This is a genomic window from Pseudonocardia sp. GCM10023141, assembly GCF_042653605.1.
Map to the genome: position 1 here is coordinate 16,310 of NZ_JBHSIR010000050.1, position 18,790 is coordinate 35,099.

At 72.9% G+C, this 18,790-nt stretch carries 18 protein-coding genes; 4 read left to right on the forward strand and 14 right to left on the reverse strand.

The features are described 5' to 3' along the window. Positions 1-6 precede the first annotated feature (6 nt). The 5 genes from ACFPFQ_RS28400 to ACFPFQ_RS28420 form a co-directional block, all read right to left on the reverse strand. Positions 7-696 (reverse strand): response regulator transcription factor, encoded by a 690-nt coding sequence (locus tag ACFPFQ_RS28400; RefSeq protein ID WP_379624205.1) that lies wholly within the window; start codon positions 694-696, stop codon positions 7-9. Between the two features lie 29 nt (positions 697-725). Further along, entirely contained in the window at positions 726-1,976 is a 1,251-nt protein-coding gene (locus ACFPFQ_RS28405) for a sensor histidine kinase (protein ID WP_379624207.1), read from the reverse strand. A 133-nt stretch (positions 1,977-2,109) separates the two neighbouring features. Further along, positions 2,110-2,859, reverse strand: a complete 750-nt coding sequence (locus tag ACFPFQ_RS28410) for a phosphoglyceromutase (protein WP_379624209.1) — start codon at positions 2,857-2,859, stop codon at positions 2,110-2,112. 29 nt (positions 2,860-2,888) lie between these two features. Next, positions 2,889-3,482: a hypothetical protein gene (locus tag ACFPFQ_RS28415; protein WP_379624211.1), complete on the reverse strand. Its 594-nt coding sequence runs from the start codon at positions 3,480-3,482 to the stop codon at positions 2,889-2,891. Between the two features lie 39 nt (positions 3,483-3,521). Further along, positions 3,522-4,040: a MarR family winged helix-turn-helix transcriptional regulator gene (locus tag ACFPFQ_RS28420; RefSeq protein WP_379624213.1), complete on the reverse strand. Its 519-nt coding sequence runs from the start codon at positions 4,038-4,040 to the stop codon at positions 3,522-3,524. 77 nt (positions 4,041-4,117) lie between these two features. Between ACFPFQ_RS28420 and ACFPFQ_RS28425 the strand changes: the two genes are divergently transcribed. Further along, the gene (locus tag ACFPFQ_RS28425) at positions 4,118-4,624 is read left to right on the forward strand and encodes a VOC family protein (protein WP_379624215.1); all 507 of its coding nucleotides are present in this window, start codon (positions 4,118-4,120) and stop codon (positions 4,622-4,624) included. A 15-nt stretch (positions 4,625-4,639) separates the two neighbouring features. On the opposite strand, the gene ACFPFQ_RS28430 is transcribed toward ACFPFQ_RS28425, so the two are convergent. The 7 genes from ACFPFQ_RS28430 to mshA form a co-directional block, all read right to left on the reverse strand. Next, positions 4,640-5,398 (reverse strand): GntR family transcriptional regulator, encoded by a 759-nt coding sequence (locus ACFPFQ_RS28430; protein ID WP_379624216.1) that lies wholly within the window; start codon positions 5,396-5,398, stop codon positions 4,640-4,642. Between the two features lie 75 nt (positions 5,399-5,473). After that, positions 5,474-5,920 carry a MarR family winged helix-turn-helix transcriptional regulator gene (locus ACFPFQ_RS28435; RefSeq protein ID WP_379624218.1) on the reverse strand — a complete coding sequence of 149 codons (447 nt, stop codon included), beginning with the start codon at positions 5,918-5,920 and terminating at the stop codon, positions 5,474-5,476. A gap of 200 nt (positions 5,921-6,120) precedes the next feature. After that, entirely contained in the window at positions 6,121-6,609 is a 489-nt protein-coding gene (locus tag ACFPFQ_RS28440) for a GNAT family N-acetyltransferase (RefSeq protein ID WP_379624367.1), read from the reverse strand. After that, on the reverse strand, positions 6,606-8,180 hold the full coding sequence (locus tag ACFPFQ_RS28445) for an AMP-binding protein (protein WP_379624220.1): 1,575 nt from the start codon (positions 8,178-8,180) through the stop codon (positions 6,606-6,608). The genes ACFPFQ_RS28440 and ACFPFQ_RS28445 overlap by 4 nt, the downstream gene beginning before the upstream one ends. Before the next feature lie 348 nt (positions 8,181-8,528). Beyond that, entirely contained in the window at positions 8,529-9,518 is a 990-nt protein-coding gene (locus ACFPFQ_RS28450; protein WP_379624222.1) for a DUF4349 domain-containing protein, read from the reverse strand. Between the two features lie 140 nt (positions 9,519-9,658). Continuing rightward, the gene (locus tag ACFPFQ_RS28455) at positions 9,659-10,147 is read right to left on the reverse strand and encodes a YbjN domain-containing protein (RefSeq protein WP_379624224.1); all 489 of its coding nucleotides are present in this window, start codon (positions 10,145-10,147) and stop codon (positions 9,659-9,661) included. Next, positions 10,144-11,472 carry a D-inositol-3-phosphate glycosyltransferase gene (mshA, locus tag ACFPFQ_RS28460; protein ID WP_379624226.1) on the reverse strand — a complete coding sequence of 443 codons (1,329 nt, stop codon included), beginning with the start codon at positions 11,470-11,472 and terminating at the stop codon, positions 10,144-10,146. The genes ACFPFQ_RS28455 and mshA overlap by 4 nt, the downstream gene beginning before the upstream one ends. A gap of 64 nt (positions 11,473-11,536) precedes the next feature. On the opposite strand from mshA, the gene ACFPFQ_RS28465 reads away from it, so the two are divergent. Beyond that, a complete protein-coding gene (locus tag ACFPFQ_RS28465) occupies positions 11,537-12,388 on the forward strand; it encodes an alkaline phosphatase family protein (RefSeq protein ID WP_379624228.1) in 852 nt (283 codons plus the stop codon). Between the two features lie 41 nt (positions 12,389-12,429). Here ACFPFQ_RS28465 and ACFPFQ_RS28470 read toward each other — a convergent pair whose 3' ends face one another. Together ACFPFQ_RS28470 and ACFPFQ_RS28475 are read right to left on the reverse strand one after the other, a co-directional pair. Continuing rightward, the gene (locus tag ACFPFQ_RS28470; RefSeq protein ID WP_379624230.1) at positions 12,430-15,297 is read right to left on the reverse strand and encodes a sacsin N-terminal ATP-binding-like domain-containing protein; all 2,868 of its coding nucleotides are present in this window, start codon (positions 15,295-15,297) and stop codon (positions 12,430-12,432) included. A 45-nt stretch (positions 15,298-15,342) separates the two neighbouring features. Next, positions 15,343-16,116, reverse strand: coding sequence for a DUF3027 domain-containing protein (locus tag ACFPFQ_RS28475; protein WP_379624232.1), 774 nt, complete (start codon positions 16,114-16,116; stop codon positions 15,343-15,345). A 27-nt stretch (positions 16,117-16,143) separates the two neighbouring features. Here ACFPFQ_RS28475 and ACFPFQ_RS28480 point away from each other — a divergent pair, with 27 nt between their 5' ends. Together ACFPFQ_RS28480 and ACFPFQ_RS28485 are read left to right on the forward strand one after the other, a co-directional pair. Beyond that, the gene (locus tag ACFPFQ_RS28480; RefSeq protein ID WP_379624234.1) at positions 16,144-16,923 is read left to right on the forward strand and encodes a glutaminyl-peptide cyclotransferase; all 780 of its coding nucleotides are present in this window, start codon (positions 16,144-16,146) and stop codon (positions 16,921-16,923) included. 77 nt (positions 16,924-17,000) lie between these two features. Then, entirely contained in the window at positions 17,001-18,776 is a 1,776-nt protein-coding gene (locus ACFPFQ_RS28485; protein ID WP_379624236.1) for an MFS transporter, read from the forward strand. The last annotated feature ends 14 nt before the right edge of the window (positions 18,777-18,790 follow it).

Genomic DNA, 18,790 nt, shown 5'->3' on the forward strand with positions numbered 1-18,790 from the left:
CTGTTGTCAGCCTTCGAACTTGTAGCCGAGACCACGGACCGTGACGAGGTGCTTGGGCACGCTCGGGTCGTTCTCCACCTTCGAGCGCAGCCGCTTGACGTGCACGTCGAGGGTCTTGGTGTCGCCGACGTAGTCGGCGCCCCACACCCGGTCGATGAGCTGTCCGCGGGTGAGCACCCGGCCGACGTTGCGCAGCAGGTACTCCAGCAGGTCGAACTCCTTGAGCGGGAGCGCGACATCAGCCCCGTTGACGCTCACGACGTGCCGTTCGACGTCCATCCGCACGGGTCCGGCCTCGAGCACGCCCGGGACGCCGTCGATGTCCGACCCACCCTCGCCGCCGCGCCGCAACACCGCGCGCACCCGCGCGATCAGCTCGCGGGCCGAGTACGGCTTGGTGACGTAGTCGTCGGCGCCGAGCTCCAGCCCGACGACCTTGTCGATCTCGCTGTCCCGGGCGGTCACCATGATCACCGGCACGGCGGAGCGCGTGCGCAGCGCCTTGCAGACGTCGGTACCGCTCATCCCGGGCAGCATCAGGTCGAGCAGGACGATGTCGGCGCCGTTGCGGTCGAACTCCTCCAGCGCGTCCTGGCCGGTGCCCGCGATGGCCGTGGTGAAGCCCTCCTTGCGCAGCAGGAACGCCAGCGGGTCGGCGAAGGACTCCTCGTCCTCCACGATCAGCACCCTGGTCATGTCACGTCCTCCATGGATTGGCCTGCTGCTCACCCGACGCGGTCGGGCAGCTCGCCGGCACGTCGGCTGATGGCGGCGGCGGGCGCCGCACCGGCCATCGCGGTGTGGTCGGTCTCGGCGGGGTCGCTCTCGGCGGGGTCGCTCTCGGCGGGGTCGATCTCGGTGGGCTGCACCGGCAGCCGCACGGTGAAGGTGGAACCGGTGCCCGGGCTGCTCCACAGCCGGACCTCACCACCGTGGTTGACCAGCACGTGCTTGACGATCGCCAGCCCGAGGCCGGTGCCGCCGGTGGCCCGCGAGCGGGCCGGGTCGACCCGGAAGAACCGCTCGAATACCCGCTTCTGGTGCTCGGGGGCGATCCCGATGCCGCGATCGGTCACGGCGATCTCCACCCAGTCACCTGCTCGCCGGCGCGAGACCGAGACCGACGCCTCGGCGGGCGAGTACGCGATCGCGTTCTCGATGAGGTTGGACAGCGCGGTGACCAGCAGCGTCAGGTCGCCCTCCACCTCGAGCCCGGTGGGACGGTCGACGATGATCTCGATGTTCGCCGCCTCCGCGGACAGGCGCGAGCGCGACATCGCCTCGCTGACCATCTCGTCGACGTCGACGATGGTCATCTCCGGCAGGCGCTCGGCGCCGGTGAGCCGCGACAGCGCGATCAGCTCGGTGACGAGGTTGCCCAGCCGGGTGGCCTCGTTGAGGATCTTGGTGCTGAACCGGCGGACCTCGACGGGATCGTCGGCCGCGTCGAGGACGGCCTCCGCGAGCAGGCCAACCGCGCCCACGGGCGTCTTCAGCTCGTGGCTGACGTTGGCCACGAAGTCGCGACGGGTGGCCTCCAGGCGCACGGCGTCGGACGTGTCGTCCGCCTCGACCATCGTGTACCCGTCGCCGAGCGGGCTGACGTGGGCGAGCACGGCAGCGGGCTGCCGTCCCCGATGATCGAGCGGCGAAAGGTCCACCGAGGTGGGCGCGCCGGTGCGCAGCACCTTCTGGCACGCCGCGGCGGCGCGGGCGTCCGGACGGCCAGCCCGCACCACGCCCAGCTCCTCGGCGCGTGCGTTGAACAGCTCGACGTCGCCCGCGCGGTTGAGGACGACCAGCCCCTCGTCGGTCGAGAGGAACACCCGCTGCAGCAGATCGGCCTTCGGCGGAGCGCTGGGCGGCGCGATCGGCACCGGGACGGTGGTGGTGCGCCGGCTACCCAGCCGGTGCCCCACCACGAATCCCAGCACCAGTGTCCCGGCTGCGATCAGCGCCCAGACCAGTGTGGTCATGCGCGCATCGTAGGCAGGTGCACCGCCCTCAGTGCCAGCTCACAGGCTCCCGCGTGATGCTGGCGACGTCACGGAACGGCACATTTCCGCCGCCGTTCACGTCGCGTTCACCCTGCCGGGCAAATGCGACCGCTCAACGTCCCTGTGCGGCAACCGCGGCGACGGCCTCGGCTGCCGCATCCGGGTCGAGGTACGTGCCCCCGGGGTTCTTCGGGCGCAGGTCGTCGTCGAGGTCGTAGCGCAGCGGGATTCCGGTGGGGATGTTGAGCCCGGCGATGTCGGCGTCGGAGATCCCGTCGAGGTGCTTGACGAGAGCGCGCAGCGAGTTGCCGTGCGCCGCGAGCAGCACGACCTTGCCGGCCCGCAGGTCCGGCACCACGGCCGACTCCCAGTACGGCAGGAACCGGGCGACGACGTCGGCGAGGCACTCGGTGAGCGGGGTGGCGGCGCCGAGGTCCGCGTAGCGCGGGTCGGCGTCCTGGGAGAACTCCGAGCCGGGCTCGATGGGCGGCGGAGGCACGTCGTAGGAGCGGCGCCAGAGCATGAACTGCTCCTCGCCGAACTCCTCGAGCGTCTGCTTCTTGTTCTTGCCCTGCAGCGCCCCGTAGTGGCGCTCGTTGAGCCGCCAGTCGCGGCGGACCGGGATCCAGTGCCGATCACAGGCGTCCAGCGCCAGGTTGGCCGTGGAGATCGCGCGTCGCATCAGGGACGTGTGCACGACGTCGGGCAGCAGGCCCTCGGCGCGCAGCAGCTCCCCGCCCCGGCGGGCTTCCTGCTCCCCGGTCTCCGACAGCGGGACGTCCACCCAGCCGGTGAACAGATTCTCGGCGTTCCACACGCTCTGGCCGTGTCGCAGCAGCACCAGGGTTCCCATGGCTGCCACTGTGCCAGCCGCCCTGCGCGGCGCTCGGATCAGGGCGTGACGGCGAGCGTGCGCAGGGACGCGTCGAACGTGTTGCCGTAGTCGTCCCAGCCGTCGGCGAGCGCGGTGCCGGCGACGGCGACCGCCATGCCGCCGTGGACGGTGAACAGCTGCAGGTTGCGCAGCTCCAGCCCGGACGCCGGATCGGTGAACGTGCCGCCGAGCTGGTGGGCGGGCGTGCCGTCGGACAGGACGACGTCGAGGTCACTGTCCCGGTGGTAGGCGTTGACGGCCGCCATGTCCTGCCGGGCGCCCGCAACGGTGGTGGCCAGGTCGTCGGGTGAGGCCACCACGTACACGTTGATGTTGGGGCTGAACGGGCCGGCCGCCGAGGCCTGGGGCCGCGGGGCCCGGAACCGCACCGTGATCCCCGTCCCCGGCGTGGGATCGGCCGTCCACCCGACGGGCGGTCTCAGCCGGAACCGGGACTGCGGATCGGTGTACCGGTCGGCGAGCGGCGCCGCGGGGGCTCCGGCGGGCGCGACTGCCGGCACCGGGGCCGGGGTGCCGGCAACGGGCGACGCACAGCCGGCGAGCGCGACCGTGGCCACCCCCAGTGCCAGCGCGGCGGTGGCCATGCGCATCGCGGGTCCCCTCCCTGTGCTCGGGCCCGCAATGATCGCCTACGGCTGAGCGGCGCGACCCGTCGGCCGCACGTCAGGGCCTGGGCAGGGGGCCGCGTCACCGCGCAGGCCCTCGAGCATGGCGCCGCAGATCGCACGCAGCTGCGCCACCTGCTCGCAGGTGAGCCGATCGAACATCCGGCCCCGGACCTCGTCGACATGGCCGGGAGCGGCGCTCTCGAGCGCGCGGAAGCCGGCGTCGGTGAGCCGGGCGAAGGTGCTGCGGCGGTCGTCGGGGCACGGTTCGCGACGGACCCAGCCGTTGCGCTCGAGGCGGCTCACGGCATGGGACAGGCGGCTCTGTGAGCTCTGCGTGATGGCGGCGAGGTCACTCATCCGCAGCGTGCGGCCCGGAACCTCGGAGAGCATGGCCAGTATCTGGTAGTAGGCGTGCGGCATGCCGGAGTCGCGCTGGAGCTGGCGATCGAGCGCGGCTTCCAGCAGGGTGGACGCGGCGACGTAGGCCAGCCACGCGTCCAGCTCGCCGGAGCTGAGCCACCTGTTGTTCGCTTCGTCCACATCCGACAGAGTACGTGAAGACAGTTGAACTTTCATGTACGCTTGTGGTTGAACTTTAAACTATCTGGAGGAACGCCATGCCGATCCAGCGCCTGAACCACGCCGTCCTCTACGTCCGCGACGTCGACCGCGCCGTCGAGTTCTACTCCGCTGCGCTGGGCTTCCGCACCGTCGCCGGCATGCCGGGCCGGGCCGCGTTCCTGCAGGCCGAAGGCTCCAGCAACGACCACGACCTCGGCCTGTTCGCGATGGGCCCCGACGCCGCCCCCTCGGGCGCCGGACGCACGACCGTGGGCCTCTACCACCTGGCGTGGGAGGTGGACACGCTCAGCGAGCTGCAGCGCATCCGCGACGTGCTCACCGCCCGCGGCGCGCTCGTCGGGGCGTCGGATCACGGCTCCACCAAGGCCCTCTACGCGAAGGACCCCGACGGCATCGAGTTCGAGGTCAGCTGGCTGGTGCCGGCCGCGCTGCTCACCCCCGACATCACGATGCAGACCGCACCGCTGGACATCGACGCCACGATCGCCCGCTACGGCGCGCAGACCCGCGGCGGCGTCGGCGTCTCGGTTCCGGTGGGCTGACCGCTCCCGGGAGCCTCAGGCGCTCCCGTCGAGCCGGTAGCCGTCGCGTGCCGACATGCGGGCCGTCACGCTGAACCGGTCTGCCCGCACCAGCGTCTGGCGCCACTCGACGGGCCGGTCACCCGCGCACCCGAGCCGGTCGATCGCGAACGCCGCCACGTCCGGTCCGATGCCCAGCAGCCTGCGCTCGGACTCGCCCGGCACGACCGCGCGGATCCGCTCGCTGCCACCGGTGACGCGCACGCCGCAGCGCTCCGCGTACACCGTGTAGAGCCCGGTCCGGCTGAAGTCGACGTCCAGCAGCGGCGCGGCGAGCTTCTCGGGCAACCAGACGCGGTCGACGGCCAGCGGATCCGCATCGGCGAGCCGCAGGCGCTCCAGGTGCACCAGCGGCGTGGACTCCTCGAGCCCGAGCCGGGCCGCCACCACCCCGTCGGCCCGCACGTCCAGGGTGCGCACGACGCTGCGCTGCACCTGCCCGGTGGCCTCGACGGCCGTGAACAGGCTGTAGATCTCGCCGAGCGGCTGCTCGATGCCGGCCGGTTCGGCCCGGCGCGGGGTGCGGCCGCGGCCGGCGACCACCACGCCCTCGTCACGCAGCCTGCGCACGGCCTCCCGGACGGTATGTCTGCTCACGCCGTACTCGGCGACGAGCGCCAGCTCGCCGGGGAACGCCACCGTGAACTCGTCCACGTCGAGACGTCGGCGCAGGTCGGTGAGCAGTTGTTCCCAGAGCGGGCGTTCGCCCGTCCGGTCGAGCGTCCGCGCAACCACGACAAGTCCCCCAACATCCGCCCGAATGTTGAGAAATGTACGAACAACCGCGCTGTCACCGCAAGGCGACGGATGTCACGAGCGGACGGCGCCCCGCAACCGGTCGGTGAGTTGGTGCAACGTCTCGCGCAGCTCGCTCATCTCGGCCCACGTCATGCCGGCCGCCTCGCCGATGCCCGTCTGCACCGCATGGCCGCGGTCCTCCAGCGCCCGGCCCTCGACCGTGAGCGCCACCAGCACGGAACGCTCGTCGTCGGCCTGGCGCGTGCGGGTGACCAGCCCCATCGCCTCCAGCCGCTTGAGCAGCGGCGAGAGCGTGCCCGTCTCGAGCTGCAGGGCCTGGCCGATGCCGGTGACCGGGGTGTCGCCGCGCTCCCAGAGCACCAGCAGCACCAGGTACTGCGGGTAGGTGATGCCCAGCTCGTCCAGCAGCGGGCGGTAACAGCTCGTCATCGCCCGCGACGCGGTGTAGAGCGCGAAGCACAGCTGATCATCGATGCCGAGGGGCCGCGCCGGTGCCATGACCCCACCGTATGCCGGGTATCGGCGGGATGCACCAAGCATGCCGGTATCGCCGACCCGGTCACGTGGCGTGGGCGCCGGGCCAGGGACCGGTGTGATCGCGGCCGCCGCCTCCTCGTCCACCGTCCGTTCGACCAGCGGATCGTCCGGGAACAGATGAGCGCGGGAGTTGTCCACAGGCGACATCCACCTGTGGACAGTCAGCGGCCACCGAAGTCCACCCGCATCACGACCCGGCGCAGCGTCGGCTTGCTGACCTGGACGAAGCCGGCGTCCTCGAAGACCTGGCGGGCGCCGACGTTCAGCTCATCCCAGGTGATCTCCTTGCCCGGCTCGGTGATCAGCGGGTACGCCTCGAGCGCGCGAGCGCCGCGCTCGCGGGCGTGCCCGATCGTGGCGCGGGCCAGCGCGTAGGTGAGGCCGCGGCGCCGGTGGCCCTTGCGGACGATCAGGCAGGTGACGGCCCAGACGTCCGCGCCGTCCTTGTCCTCGGTGCGTCCCGACCACGGCACCCGGGTACCGCGCAGCTTCGGATAGGCCGTGCGCGGCTCGACCGCGACCCACCCGGCGGGCTCGCCGTCGACGTAGGCGATCAGCCCGCTGGTGGGGCCGGCGCCCGGGGTGTCGCAACCCGTCTGCGACCGCAGGCTCGCGCGGCGCTGGTCGAGCGTGGAGCGGGGAACGTTCAGCTCCTGGTGGTCTCCCGAGCGCGGAGGTCCTTGCGCAGGATCTTGCCGGAGGCCGACTTCGGGATCTGGTCGATAAACTCGACCACCCGCACCTTCTTGTGCGGGGCGATCCGCTCGGCGACGAACGCCATCACGTCGTCGGCGCTGAGCTCGGCGCCCGACTCCTGCCGCACGACGAACGCCTTGGGCACCTCCTCGCCCTCGTCGTCCTTCACGCCGATGACGGCGGCGTCGGCGATCTGCGGGTGGGTCAGCAGCAGCGCCTCCAGCTCGGCGGGCGGCACCTGGTAACCCTTGTACTTGATCAGTTCCTTGACGCGGTCGACGATGGTGAAGACACCCTCGTCGGTGACCGTGGCGACGTCGCCGGTGTGCAGGTAGCCGTCGGCGTCGAGCGTGATGGCGGTGGCCTCGGGGTTGTTCAGGTAACCGACCATCACGTTGGGGCCCTTGACCCACAGCTCGCCGCGGCCACCGGGCCCGGCCTCCTCGCCGGTGTCGGGGTCGACGAGCTTGCACTCGACGTTGGGGATCGCGACGCCGACGCTGTTGAGGTCCATCTCCGGCCGGTCGGCCGGGATCACGTGGCTCACCGGCGACAGCTCGGTCATCCCGTAGCCCTGCAGCACCTGGCAGCCCAGCCGCTTCGCCACGGCGTTGCCCAGCTCGGCGTCCAGCGGCGCCGCGCCGGAGAAGATCGTGTCGATGCAGGAGAGGTCGTACTGGTCGACCAGCGGGTGCTTGGCGAGCGCGACCGCGACCGGCGGGGCGATGTAGACGTTGCCGATCTCGTACTCGGAGATGACGCGCAGGAACTCGGGGAGCTCGAACCGGGGCATCGTGACGACGGTGGACCGGTTGTGCAGCCCGTTGTTCATCATCACGGTCATGCCGTAGATGTGGAAGAACGGCAGGACCGCGAGCAGCTTGGTGTCCGCGGTCACGTCGAAGACCGGCCCGACCTGGCACAGGTTGGCCACGAGGTTGCGGTGGGTCAGGATCACACCCTTCGCCAGGCCGGTGGTGCCCGACGAGTACGGCAGCACGGCCACGTCGCCGGCGCCCACCTCCTGTGCGGGCGGCGCTGCCGTGGTGGCGAGCAGATCCGCCAGCGAGGTGTGGCCCTCTGCCGGGTCGAGCGTGATGATCGCGTCGGCACCGAGGCCCACCTCGGCCAGCGCCGCGGTGGCGCGTTCGAGGAACGGCGAGATCGTGACGAGCAGCTTGGCCCCGGAGTCGCGCAGCTGGTGCGCGAGCTCGGACGGCGTGTAGAGCGAGTTTGCGCTCGTGACCGTGGCGTTGGCGCGCAGGATGCCGTGGAACGCGGCCACCCAGTAGGGGTTGTTCGGCGCGAAGATCCCGACGACGTCACCCTTGCCGATACCACGCTCGGCGAGCGCGGCCGCGATCGTGACGACCATGCCCTGCAGCTGCTCGAACGAGATCGACGCCCCGGAGCTGCCGTCGATCAGTGCCGGCGCACCGGCCCGGTCGCCGAAGTCGTCGAAGAGGAAGTCGAACAGCGAGACCTCGGGGATCTCAACATCCTGGTACGGGCTGCGGATCGACAACTCGGGCGCTCCCTTGCGTACGTGCGGCACCGGCGTGCGGGGGGACCGGAGCCGATCGGAGGCACATGTTAGATCGGTGGGCGCACAGTTTGCCCCAGGCAAATGAAACACCCGAAAAGGGTAGTCCGAAAGGGTTGCACGGGCAGTTACCCAGTGTCATCGTGACCTTCCGTCCACCGCGAGCCCCACTCGCCGGACGGGCCGGGAAGGGCGTCCCCTCGCCTGCTCCCGGTGCCCGCGAGCACACGGTGCCCCCGATCGTGTGGTCGTCGTGGCGGTTGCAACGGAGTGGCCCGAGTTCATGACTCCCCCTCAGATCCCGGGCCACTCCGCCCCGCCACCGGAGGCCTACGGCTGATCCGGACCCGCGCCCGTCCCGCCCGCTGCACCGGACGTGGCGGCCGCCGGCACCCGTCGCGCCCGCACCAGCCGGCGGATCAGCCACCCGATGCCGAACAGCACCGCGAACACCGGCACGAACGGCAGCAGGAAGCCCACCACCACGCCGACGCCGGCGCCGAGCTTCATCAGCCCGTCCCAGCCCCCGGCCAGCCCGTCGAGGAAGCCGCCGGTCCCGGGGTCCTCGGTGGTCGCCGCCGAGCCCGGGGCCCGCATGTCGACCGTGAGGCTCGAGAGCGCCACCTTGTCCTTGAGCGCCGAGAGCCGCCGGGTCAGCGAGTCGAGGTCGGCCTCGCGGCGCGAGAGCTCCGACTCGATCGACACGACGTCACCGATCGAGGTGGCCTGGCCCAGCAGCGCGCGCACCCGCGCGACGCTGGCCTGCTGGGTGGAGACCCGGGCGTCGAGGTCCACGACCTGCTCGGTGGCGTCCACCACCTGGGCGTTGCGGCCGGTCACCTTGCCCAGCGGGGCGATCGCGTCGATGAGCGCATCCAGCTTGTCCGACGGCACCCGCAGCACCACCCAGCTCCCGCTCGTGCCCGACTTCTCCTCCGTGACGAACCCCCCGTTCGCCGCGGCGGCCGTGCGGACCTGCCGGGTCGCCGCATCGAGGTCCTTGACCTCGACCGACAGCTGCGCGGTGCGCACCAACGACCGGCCGACGTCACCGACGGGAACGCCCTGCGCCGGTGCCTGGGCGGGCGCGGGCGCTGCGGCGCCACCCTTCGCCGTCAGACCGGTCGAACTGCTCTGGTCCAGCTCACCGGATGCTGCCGACGAAGCGGTCCCGGACCCGCCCGACGCGAAGTCCGGCATCGACGGCGCCACCATGGGCGTCGCCATCGAACCGGAGTCCATCCGGGCCCGCCCCATCGACATGGAGACCGCGAACCCGGCCACCAGCACCGCCACCAGCGCGGCGACGACGATCAGCACAGTCCGTCGATTCCGGTACCGCACAAGCCGTTCCATCGCCATCGCCTCCTCGATCCCGGCACGTCCGGGGTCGCGGCAAGGACGGTGGGTGACGATCGGGGAGTTGGGCCGCTCAGGTCACGATCAGGTAAAGACGCGCGCTACGCGAAGAGGTGCTCGAACGCCTTCAGGTTGGCCGTGGACTCGCCGCGGTCGGTGCGCCAGGCGTACTCGCGGCGGATCGACGACGCGAACCCGAGTTCGAGCAGGGTGTTGAAATCGCCGTCGGCGGCCTCGAGCACCTGGCCGAGCACGCGGTCCAGCTCCGGCGCCGTGATGGCGTGCAGGCCGATCCGGCCGATGAGGTGGATGTCGCCGATGCGGTCCAGCGCGTAGTGCACGCCGTAGAGCCGGGAGTTGCGCTGCAGCAGGAACCGGTAGACCGACTCATGCTCCTCGTCGGGCCTGCGGCAGACGAACGCCTGCACGAACAGGGCGTGCCGCTGCACCAGCAACCAGCAGGCCGTCTGCAGCCGATTGGTTCCCGGCAAGGTGACGAGAAACTGTCCGGCCTCGCGCCGATGGTGGTCGACGTCGAGCTCAGCCAGTGCGGCCGCGACCGCGGCGTCGGGATCCGGTGTGCTGCTCACGGCCGGATCATGCCCGCTTCCACGCGGGTCTGCGGGATGGAGAACCCCTGCCGATGCGCGAACTCCTCGGCGGCACCGGCGTAGGTGTCGAGCAGCGCCGTGGCGGTGCGGTCCCACGAGAAGTCCTGCGCGTGGGCAACGGCTCCGGCACCGAGCCGCTCGCGCAGCGCCGGGTCGAGCGCGACCGCAGCGAGCGCGTCGGCCCACTGCCCGGCCCCGTGTCCGGGAACCAGCAGCCCGGAGCGGCCCTCGGCCACCGCAACCGGCAGGCCACCGACGCGAGCGGCCACCACGGGCGTTCCGCACGCCTGTGCCTCGAGCGCCACCAACCCGAACGACTCGTTGTGGCTCGGCACGGCCACCACGTCGGCGGCGCGGTAGACAGCGGCAAGACCGGCACCGGAGCGGGGCGGCAGGAACCGCACGACGTCGGAGATGCCGAGCGAGACGGCCAGCGCCTGCAGCGCGGTGGGTGCGGCCATCCCGCTGCCGGACGGGCCGCCGACCACGAGCACGACCAGCCGCGACCGCAGCCCCGGGTCGACCGCCAACATCTCGGCGGCGGCGTGCAGCAGCACGTCCGGTGCCTTCAGCGGCTGGATCCGGCCGACGAAGGCGAGCACGACCGCATCCGGGGCGAGATCCAGCGCGGCGCGCGCGGCGGCCCGGTCACCCGGGCGGAACGTGGTGAGGTCGACACCCGGCGGGATCGTGACCGTGCGTCGCGGGTCGGCCCCGTACAGCTCGACGAGCTGGCGCGACTCCTCGTCGGTGTTGCCGATCAGCCGGTCGGCCTCGGCGACGACCTGGTCCTCGCCGATCACCCGGACCATCGGCTCGGGAGCGTCGCCGTCGGCGAGCGCGGCGTTCTTGACCCGGGCGAGCGTGTGGGCGCTGTGCACGAGCGGGACGCCCCACCGGTCACGAGCCAGCCAGCCGACCTGACCGGAAAGCCAGTAGTGGGAGTGCACGGCGTCGTAGTGGCCGGGCTCGTGGCGGGCCTCGGTACGCAGCACCCCCGCGGTGAACGCGCAGAGCTGGCTCGGCAGATCGTCCTTGCCCAGCCCCTCGAACGGGCCGGCGGCGATGTGGCGCACGAGCACGCCGGGCGCGAGTTCCACCACAGGGGGGTGCTCCGACGACGTCGCACGGGTGAAGATCTCGACCTGGACGCCCCGCTCGGCCATCCGGGTGGCCGTCTGCACGACGTAGACGTTCATGCCGCCGGCGTCGCCGGTGCCCGGTTGTTCCAGCGGGGAGGTGTGCACGGACAGCACGCAGACCCGTCGGGGCCACCACCGCGCCCCGTTGCCGTCGACAGTCACGCTTGTTGTGTAGCACGGTCGTCCGTTCCGGCGAACGTCCCGGCCATCGAGAGGAGCCAGCACCGTGAGCGACGACGCCCATGTCGTGGTGTTCGGGATCGACGGACTGCGCCACGACATGATCCGTGCGCACGCGCCGCACCTGACCCGGCTGATCGACACCGGCTACTACGCCACCTCGACGCTGCCGTACCTGCCGACCGTGTCGGGGCCGGGCTGGGCGAGCACGGTCACCGGGGTCTGGCCGGAGAAGCACGGGATCTGGGGCAACGACTTCACCGGCCACCGCCTCGTCGACTACCCGGACTTCCTCACCCGGCTGGAGTCGGTCGACCCGGGTGCCCGCACCTACGCGGCGGTGGACTGGGATCCGCTGGGCGCCGCCGCGTGCGGCGGCCCGATGATCACCAACTCCGGCCGGCGGTTCGTGCTCGCCGACTGCTTCGACACCGGGGATCGCCAGGTCGCCGCGGATGCGGCCTCGCACCTGCGCTCGGAGTCTCCCGACGCGTCGTTCGTGTACTTCGGGCAGATCGACGAGGCCGGGCACGCGTTCGACTCCGTCGGGCCGCAGTACACCGGCGCGATCACCACGGTCGACGGCTACGTCGAGCAGGTGCTGGCAGCGGTCCGCTCCCGGCCCCGCTACGACGCGGAGGGCTGGCTGTTCCTGCTGGTCACCGACCACGGCCACCGTCCGGAGGGCGACCACGGCGGTGACTCGCTGCTGGAGCGCTCCACGTTCGTGAGCGCGTGGGGCGAGGGGATCACCCGCACCCGCCCCGCCATGCAGCCGCACAACGTCGACGTGGCGGTGACGGCGCTGACGCACCTCGGCGTCCCCATCGACCCGTCCTGGCACCTGGACGGCCACCCACTCCCCCTCGGAGGCCCGTCGAGAACGACGTTACCGTGATCAACAGGCCCTTTTGATCATGACAACGTCGTTCTCGACGGTTAGGCCAGGAGCCCCAGCAGGGCGCGGAGGGGGTCCTCGGCATGCCAGCGGCCGGTCGCGTCCGGCCAGGCGGGAACGCGGGTCCGCTGATTCGTCGGGCGGGCGAGGGTGATCCACAGCTCGTCGTGCAGCTCCAGCTCGCCGTCGGGCACCGGCACTCCGAACGTGTGGCAGGCCACCACCACCTCCGCGAGCGCCGACCAGCGCACCGCCGTTCCCGTGCCCTCGACGGTGGCGGCCACCACCTCGCCGGCCAGCGGCAGGTCGAGCAGCTCGGCCAGCGCTGCCGGGTCCCCGCCGATCACCAGCTCTCCCGGCGGCAGGACCGCGGCGAGCCACGGCGCGTCCAGCACCACCGCGACGTCGACGTCGACGACCGAGCCGTCCAGCGCGCGGACGCGCTCGGGCAGTGCCAGGTCGTCGGCCCGGACCCGGCCGGCGGCAACGGCCTCGGACAGCTCCTCGTGCGCGTCCGACACCAGCGCGGCATCGGGACGGCGCTGCGGGTCGGCGAGCCGGTCGAGCAGGTCGTCAGCGGCGCGGTTGTCGTCGATGCGCAGCTGCGCCCGCACCCCGACGGCGGTGAGGAACGCCTCGTCGACGGCCGGGTCGCCCGGCACGGCGTCGTAGAGCGCCGCGATCGTCGCTGCCGAGGCCAGTCGCCAGTGGCCGGGCCGGCGCCCGCCCAGCCGGGCGTGGCGGGCCAGCCACCACGCCGTGTACGAACCGCGCGCCATGACGGCCTCCCGGGTCGCGCGGTCCCCCGCCAGCAGCGCGAGCGCGGCGGGCCAGGCGTCGTCGTCGACCAGGTCGAGGTCGCGGACGGCCACCAGCCGCACCGGCGGCTCGTCGAGGCCGTCCCACCAGCGCTCCTCGTCGTCGAGGTCGTGATCGGGCCGCACCGGGTCCTCGTCGACGACGAGCGCGAAGCCGTCGAGCACCCCCGCGGCGACGAGCGCGGACCGCGGCACCCGCTCCGCCCATCCCGCGTCCAGCACGTCGAGCGGGACGTCGTCGGCCAGCAGCGGGCGCAGCGCCGCGTCGGGCAGCAGCAGCTCGTCGGCACGGGTCGGGCGCCCGTCCGACGCCGGCAGCGCCAGTGCCCCCAGCTCGGCGCGCGGCCCGCCGCCGACCTCCGCCACCAGGCCCAGCACGGCCGTGGCCAGCGGTTCCTGGTCCAGCCCAGCGTCGGCCTCGTCCACAGAGCGTTCGACGGCCTCGGCCAGCGCGGGATGGCCGAGCAGCTCGGCCGGGTCGGCCGGGGCCGCACCGAGCCGGGCGAGCAGCGGGTGCACGGCTGCGGGATCGGCGATGTGCAGGCCGGGCAGCCCGAGGGCGGCGATGCCCGCGACGGCCTCGGCGGGCGGATCCGCCGGCAGCAGCACGGTGGCGGGACCGGCCGCGGTGCGCCCGTCGGCGAGGGGGACGGGCAACGCGCGCAGCTCGTCGAGCAGGCCCGGCACGGTCTCGGCGAGCGGGGAGAACGCGTCGTAGAGCGTGCGCCACCACGACGGCGGGCGCTCGATGCCGAACAGCCGCGTCACCAGTTCGGTGGCGCCCAGCCGGTGCACGCCCAGCTCGCCGAGCACGGTGGCGGGCCCGGCGAGTAGCCGATCGAAGCCCGCGGTGTCGACGAGCCGGTCGAAGCCCGCATCGGCGAGCTGCGCGCTCAGCGCAGGCTCCGCGCCCGGCAGGTCCAGCCACTCGGCACGGCCGGGGGCCAGCTCGCCACCACCGGCGGCGGGCAACCACACCGCGCCGCGCAGCGCGGTGAGCACCAGCTCGTGCAGCTGCGCGTCCAGCTCGGAGCGGGGGAACCCGGGCTCGGGCACCAGCGCGAGCCGGTAGTTCGGCGCCACGGCGGCCACCAGGTCCAGGTAGGCCGCGGCAGCGGCATCGAGCACCTGGTCGGTGACCGGGCCCTTGCGCACCCGGCGCCGGTCGGGCTCCAGCGGCAGCGTCGCGAGCAGGCGCGCGGGCAGCGCGAGGCGCTCCAGCGTGGCCGTCGGGGCGTGTGCGACGTCGTCGGCGAGCGGGGCGGGCTCGTCGTCACCCGTCAGCGGCAGCGCCCACGCCACCGACCAGTCCCGGCGTTCGCGCTGCTCGACGGCAGCGTCCAGCACGTCGTCGGCGAGCGTCCCGGTCCGGCGGGCGAGCAGCCAGACCCGGTCCCCGATCGTCACCAGCCCCGGTGCCGGCCCGTCGGTGCGACGCAGGACGGTGCCGGCGACGTCGATCTCGACGAGCCCCGGCAGCGCCAGCAGCAGGTCCGCGGCCGTCGCGCGGGCGTGCTCCAGCAGCGCGGCGGGGTCGACCCCCGGCCGCAGCGGCAGCCGCACCTCGGTGGCGAACCCCGCGGGCGGTTGCTCGTCGGTGGGCCACACCAGCCGCAGCACCGGCGGCTCATCACGGCGGGCGAGCTCGGCGGCCGGGCCGGCCAGCCCGGCGACGGCCTCGGCGGTGCGCGCGGCGGAGAAGGCGATCCCGCCGCTCGTGCTGATCACGCGGGGGGCGTCGGACACCGTCAGCACCGCGGCGAAGCCGACCCCGAAGCGACCGACGGAGCCGGCGTCGTCGCGCTTGGCCGACGCGCGCAGCGAGGCGAGCGCGGCGACACCGGCAGCGGTCAGCGGATCACCGGTGTTGGCGACGCGCAGCTCACCGTCGACGATCGCGACGGCGAGGCGGCCGGCGCCCTGACCGGCATCGGCCGCGTTCTGCGCCAGCTCGACGAACCAGGCGTCGGCGTAGCCGCCGAGGCGCAGGTCCTCCTCGGCGTTGGCGTCCTCCCGGAACCGGGTGGGTGAGGACGCCCATGAGTCGAGGACGGCGGAACGGAGCGCGGCGGTGTCGAACGGGTCAGGCACCCGCGGATCATCCACCGCGCCCGGAGCTCAAGGGGCGGCCGGGCCTCAGGAGTTGACCGGCTCCAGGTCGACGCCGTCGTCGTAGACGAGCTCGGCGACGGCCACCGGTGACACCTGCTCCACCTGGACATCGGAGTGGGCCCCACAGCCGAAGCCGACCTCGACGACGGCGCCGTCGGCCGGGGCGTACTCGTTGCCGCAGACCCCGAAGGCCGACCGCAACGAGCCGGCGAGCGGCAGGAAGAAGCCACAGGTGCCGCAGTGTGCCGGTGCCGCGCGCGCCATGTCGGATCCTGGCCCGTGCGGGCCGTCGTGCCAGCGCTGCGCGGCGAACTCGCGGCCGGGGCGCGACAGCACCCGGGTACGGCCCAGCCCGATCTCGACCGCGACCTCCTCGATCGCCGGATCGTCGCTCGCGACGTAGCTCGGTACGAGCCGCTCGTCGTCGTCGGGCGGCGGCAGCAGGTCGCCGATGCCGAGATCACCGGGGCGGATGCGCTCGTGCCACGGCACCCAGGTGGGTGCGACCAGAGCCTGCGGGCCGGGCAGCAGCTCGACCTCGCTGACCGTGATCGGCGCGTCGTCACCGGCGGTGGCGAGCGTGACCGACCAGCGCCAGCCGCGGTAGCCGCCCTGCTCGGCGGTGAAGTAGTGGGTGACGGCGTCGGGGGCCTCGGCGACGGCGGCCTGGTGCTCACCGACGGCGGTGGCCGCGATGTCGGCACCGAGATCTGCCGTGGCCTCGGCGACAGCGGCGGCCCGGGCCTCTGCCACCGCGTCCACGAGCCGGGTGGAGTCGAGGATCGGGAGGGCGTTCACCCGCGGCATTGTGCCACTCTCCTCCCCGTGGGTCTCGGGCGAGCGCTGGTCGGCGCAATGCTGCTGTTGATGGCCGGGTGCGCCGCGGCCGCGCCGGCACCGTCCACGCTGCCCGTGTGGCACCCCCAGGTGCTGGCCCAGCTGCCGCACGACCGGGGTGCGTTCACCGAGGGGCTCGAGGTGGTGCCCGGCTCGGCGGGTGCCCAGCTGTACGAGAGCACCGGCCTGGCAGGGCAGTCCCAGCTGCGCGAGGTGGACACGGCGACGGGCACCGTCACCCGCTCGGTGCCGCTGCCCGGCGACGTGTTCGGCGAGGGCCTGACGGTCGTCGGACCGCGGATCTGGCAGCTGACCTGGCGCGACGGTGTCGCGCTCGAGTGGGACCGGGCCTCGTTCACCCTCCTGCGCCAGGTGCCGATCACCGGCGAGGGCTGGGGCCTGTGCCTCGACGGGAACCGGCTGGTGCGCAGCGACGGCACCGACACGCTGCACTTCCACGACCCGGCGACGTTCGCCGAGACCGGCACCGTCGCCGTCACGCTCGACGGCGCGCCGGTGCCCGAGCTGAACGAGCTCGAGTGCGTCGCGGGCCAGGTCTGGGCGAACGTGTGGAAGACCGAGCGGCTGGTGCGCATCGACCCGGCCACCGGGCACGTCACGGCCGTCGTCGACGCCACGGGGCTGCTCGACCCGGCGCAGCGGGCCGGCACCGACGTCATGAACGGCATCGCGGCGCTCGGTGGCGACGAGTACCTGCTGACGGGCAAGTACTGGCCGGTGACGTTCCGGGTGCGGCTGGGCGGGTGATCGGGGGTTCGGGCCGTCCAGCACCGCGCCCGGCCCGATTCCCGACGGACCGACCACCGATACGTCAGAATGGTCGGGTGCCCCGATCCGAGTCCTCCCCGCCCCGGCGCGGTCGCCGGACCTGGGTGCAGGCCGACGGATCCCAGTCGGCCGAGCAGCCGCCGGCCACGCCGCCCCAGCAGCCAGCCCAGCAGCCCGATCCGTACGCCCCGCAGCGGCGCTACCCATGGCACGACGACCCCGACTACGACCCCGCTGTCCACCGCCGCACCCCGCCGGCCCGCACGTGGACACCGCCGCCGGCACCGCCGCCCGTGCAGCCGCCACCGGCCCGCCCACCCGCACCTCAACCCCCCGCGTACCCGCCAACGGGATACCAGCAACAACCACCGGCCGCGCCGCCGCGCACCGCTCAGTACGAGCAGCCCTCGTACCAGCAGCCCTCGCAGGAACAGCCGGGCATCGACGAGCCCACCGTCGACGAGCGGCCCGGTCCGAAGGTGCCGCGCAAGCTCACGGTCACGCGCGTAGCAGCGATGCGCAGCAGGCAGATCACGCAGAACGGGATCAGGGCGTTCCAGCGGGCGGCGACGGCCGACGGCGCCGACCGCTCGGGTCTCACCGCGCTGACCTACGCCACGATGATGACCTACGCCGTCGACGCGGCGGTGGCCGTGGCGCTGGCCAACACCCTGTTCTTCGCGGCCGCCACTGCCGAGAGCATCACCAACGTCGCGCTGTACCTGGCCATCACCGTGGCGCCGTTCGCGGTGGTCGCGCCCGTGATCGGGCCGCTACTGGACCGGATGCAGCGCGGCCGCCGCGCCGCGCTCGCCATCTCGTTCGCCGGACGCGCGGTGCTCGCGGTCGTGATGGCGTTCAACTACAACTCGTGGCTGCTCTACCCGGCCGCGCTGGGCGTGCTGGTGCTGAGCAAGTCGTTCGTCGTGCTCAAGGCGGCGGTCACCCCGCGGGTGCTGCCCAGCGCCATCACCCTGATCACCACCAACTCGCGGCTCACCACCTTCGGCCTGGTCGCCGGTGGTGTCTTCGGGGCGATCGCGGCGGGTGTCTCGGCCCTGTTCGGCTCCCCGGGCGCGCTGATCTACACGGCGCTGCTCGCCGCCGCCGGCACGTGGCTGTGCCTGCGCATCCCGCGCTGGGTCGAGGTCACCGCCGGTGAGGTGCCCGCGGCCCTGCGCACCACCAAGCGCGGCAAGCGGCCCCCGATGGGCCGCGGCATCGTCGTGGCGCTGTGGGGCAACGCCACCATCCGCGTGCTCACCGGGTTCCTCACCCTGTTCGTTGCGTTCGTGGTGAAGAGCCACGTCGAGGCCAACAGCACCCAGCAGCTCGCCCTGATCGGTGTGGTCGGCGCCGCGCTGGGCATCGGCAACTTCATCGGCAACGGGGTCGGCGCCCGCCTGCAGTTCAACCGCGCCGACGCCGTGCTGCTGGGCTGCATCGGGGCGGCCGTCGCCGTCGCGGTGCTCGCGGCGGTGGTACCGGGCATCGTCACGGCCGCGATCGTGGCGCTCGTCGCGTCGATCGCGAGCGCGCTGGCCAAGGTCAGCCTGGACGCGGTGATCCAGCGGGACCTGGCGGAGGAGTCGTCGGCGTCGGCCTTCGGCCGCTCGGAGACGGTGCTGCAGATCGCGTGGGTCTTCGGTGGCGCGCTTGGCGTGTTGCTGCCCCACCAGAACTACTGGCTCGGGTTCACCGTGGTGGCCGCCGTCGTCGCCGTCACGGGCATCCAGACGGCCATGGTCAGCCGCGGCCGCAGCCTGCTGCCGTTCCTCGGCCACCGCGACCCGGGCGCGGCCGCGGGGCAGCCCACCCGCACCGTCACCTGACATCCGCGTCCGTA

Excerpts from the sequence above, each read along its gene's own strand:
- ACFPFQ_RS28415 (WP_379624211.1), bottom strand. The coding sequence starts at position 3,482 with ATGCGCATGGCCACCGCCGCGCTGGCACTGGGGGTGGCCACGGTCGCG.
- ACFPFQ_RS28435 (WP_379624218.1), bottom strand. The coding sequence starts at position 5,920 with ATGGCACCGGCGCGGCCCCTCGGCATCGATGATCAGCTGTGCTTCGCG.
- ACFPFQ_RS28405 (WP_379624207.1), bottom strand. The coding sequence starts at position 1,976 with ATGACCACACTGGTCTGGGCGCTGATCGCAGCCGGGACACTGGTGCTG.
- ACFPFQ_RS28400 (WP_379624205.1), bottom strand. The coding sequence starts at position 696 with ATGACCAGGGTGCTGATCGTGGAGGACGAGGAGTCCTTCGCCGACCCG.
- ACFPFQ_RS28425 (WP_379624215.1), top strand. The coding sequence starts at position 4,118 with ATGCCGATCCAGCGCCTGAACCACGCCGTCCTCTACGTCCGCGACGTC.